At 52.5% G+C, this 2,042-nt stretch carries 4 protein-coding genes; all 4 read left to right on the top strand.

Annotated elements, in window-relative coordinates; all coding sequences use genetic code 11:
- Positions 1-201: 201 nt before the first annotated feature.
- The 4 genes from ubiA (at position 202) to JKP77_RS22020 (ending at position 1,976) form a co-directional block, all read left to right on the top strand.
- Entirely contained in the window at positions 202-1,119 is a 918-nt protein-coding gene (ubiA, locus tag JKP77_RS22035; protein WP_199524880.1) for a 4-hydroxybenzoate octaprenyltransferase, read from the top strand.
- A 25-nt stretch (positions 1,120-1,144) separates the two neighbouring features.
- Positions 1,145-1,417 (top strand): glutathione S-transferase N-terminal domain-containing protein, encoded by a 273-nt coding sequence (locus JKP77_RS22030; protein WP_281716509.1) that lies wholly within the window; start codon positions 1,145-1,147, stop codon positions 1,415-1,417.
- The gene (locus JKP77_RS22025) at positions 1,398-1,610 is read left to right on the top strand and encodes a P-loop NTPase family protein (RefSeq protein ID WP_218313323.1); all 213 of its coding nucleotides are present in this window, start codon (positions 1,398-1,400) and stop codon (positions 1,608-1,610) included. The genes JKP77_RS22030 and JKP77_RS22025 overlap by 20 nt, the downstream gene beginning before the upstream one ends.
- Before the next feature lie 96 nt (positions 1,611-1,706).
- On the top strand, positions 1,707-1,976 hold the full coding sequence (locus JKP77_RS22020; protein WP_218313322.1) for a maltose acetyltransferase domain-containing protein: 270 nt from the start codon (positions 1,707-1,709) through the stop codon (positions 1,974-1,976).
- The last annotated feature ends 66 nt before the right edge of the window (positions 1,977-2,042 follow it).

Below are 2,042 nucleotides of genomic sequence, written 5' to 3'. Positions count from 1 at the left end.
CCACCTCCGCAGCCATTTATTGGTGTGGTCTACAGAGGATTATGTCTTTTTAGAGGGGAAAATCCCTAGAACCCCTAGATGAGGAGAGCGGGCCTACGGGGGCTAGTCGTTCGCATAGTTCCTGAAACCTGTTACGTCACTGGTTTTATTCGTATAATATGTCGCAAATTTCGGAATTTTTGTGACACAGAATTGGAGCACATGATGACTACTTTGAACCGTCCTGACCTCAGCGATATTCATATTGGCGATTGGGTTGACCGTTGGTTGCCTGCTGCTTGGCGTCCTTATGCAAGGCTTGCCCGGATCGACCGTCCGGTAGGAATATGGCTCACCTTTTTCCCCTGCCTTGCCGCGCTCATTCAAGCGTCCCAAGGGCTCCCCGAATTTCGGCTTTTGGTAGTGTTTTTTCTCGGCGCATTTTTGATGAGAAGCGCAGGCTCGACAGCCAATGACATTGCGGATCGTAACTTTGATGGGCATGTCGAGCGGACGCGCCTTCGTCCGCTCGCGAGTGGTCAGCTTCGAACGCGCCACGCGCTAATATTCCTCGCCGTCGAACTCGCCTTGGCGGCGCTGCTATTGTTTTTCTTAAGCCCATTCACAGCGCTTGTCGCAGTTTGCGTGCTGCCACTGGTATTCATTTACCCGCTTTGCAAACGCTTCACCCATTGGCCCCAAGCTGTTTTGGGGGCCGCGTTCAATTGGGGAATGCTGATGGCATGGGCGGAGGTGTCAGGCAATATTCCAGCAGGAGCCGTGGTAATGTGGGTCGGCGCTATAGCGTGGCAGATCGGCTATGACACGGTGTATGCTTATGTCGATGTAGCCGATGATACCCGTTTGGGTTTGAAATCAACAGCGATTCTATTTGGACGCAGGGGGCAGGCTATCGTCGGATTGTTCTACGCCTTGACTGTCGGGGCATGGGCGGTTGGGGGGTGGTTACTGGACATGGCGATGCCCTACGCTATCGGTATGGTTATTATTGCAGCTCATCTGGCTTGGCAGATATGGCGTGTTGACCTCGAAAAGCCGGAGCTGAATTTCCGGCTCTTTCTGTCGAACATTCTGACCGGGGCATTATTGGCGGTCGCTGCCTTCGCGGGCACTTGGTAAGTCGCGCAAATCCTGAAACCGCAAGGTGCTTTGGTGTGCTGAAGAACTTGGCCTCACCTATGAACATATCAATGCGGGTGGCACCTTTGGCGTGGTGAGCGACCCCGATTATCTCGCGATGAACCCTAATGGCCTTGTTCCCTGCCTGAAGGATGGTGATTTAGTCCTATGGGAATCGAACGCCATCGTCCGCTATCTTGCCAGACAATACGCTTATCCATCTCGATTACCCAACATCATTATGCCTGTGGCGAGTTATTCGACGAACGGTATCCGGTTTGGGCCGAAATCGCGGTGATCAGCTCGCGCCAGGATGTCCTGAACGCTTTGATTGGGCCTTCTTCCGATTTGTGATCAATTACCGAAAGGTGCAACGACAGCGCGACCTTGCTCGAATGGAAGGATTTGCCGGTCGGGTGTTCCGGTTCACCTCGCCGGCCGAACTGTCGGGCTTCGTAACTGCCATCAAGAAGGCTGCGCAAAAGGCGTGAAATCGGCCTACCGTATATTTGTGCCCCTTTAATGTTCAGGGGCCATCATGCGGATACGATCCACTATGATAGGAAAACGCTCTAAATGGAGATAGCATGACACTTGCCGAACAGTTTGAACTCATCCGATCTGGGCAGATGTACAACGATCTAACGTCTGAACTCGTGGCGGCTCGTGAGGAAGCAGTGTTCCTGACGAATGATTATAATGCCAGCTTCGGCCAAAACGCGGAAAAGCGTGAAGCCGTTCTGACGAAGCTTATCGGCTCAATGGGTAAGCAGGTTCATTTCGAACCTACGTTCCGCTGCGAGTTCGGACGCAATATACACATCGGCGACAACTTTTACGCCAACTTGGGGTTCTAGGGATTTTCCCCTCTAAAAAGACTTAATCCTCTGTAGACCACACCAATAAATGGCTGCGGAGGTGGG

This window comes from Alteromonas antoniana (assembly GCF_019249295.1).
GTDB lineage: Bacteria > Pseudomonadota > Gammaproteobacteria > Enterobacterales > Alteromonadaceae > Alteromonas > Alteromonas antoniana.
This window is presented reverse-complemented; position numbering and strand designations above follow the sequence as displayed.

Excerpts from the sequence above, each read along its gene's own strand:
- ubiA (WP_199524880.1), top strand. The coding sequence starts at position 202 with ATGATGACTACTTTGAACCGTCCTGACCTCAGCGATATTCATATTGGC.
- JKP77_RS22020 (WP_218313322.1), top strand. The coding sequence starts at position 1,707 with ATGACACTTGCCGAACAGTTTGAACTCATCCGATCTGGGCAGATGTAC.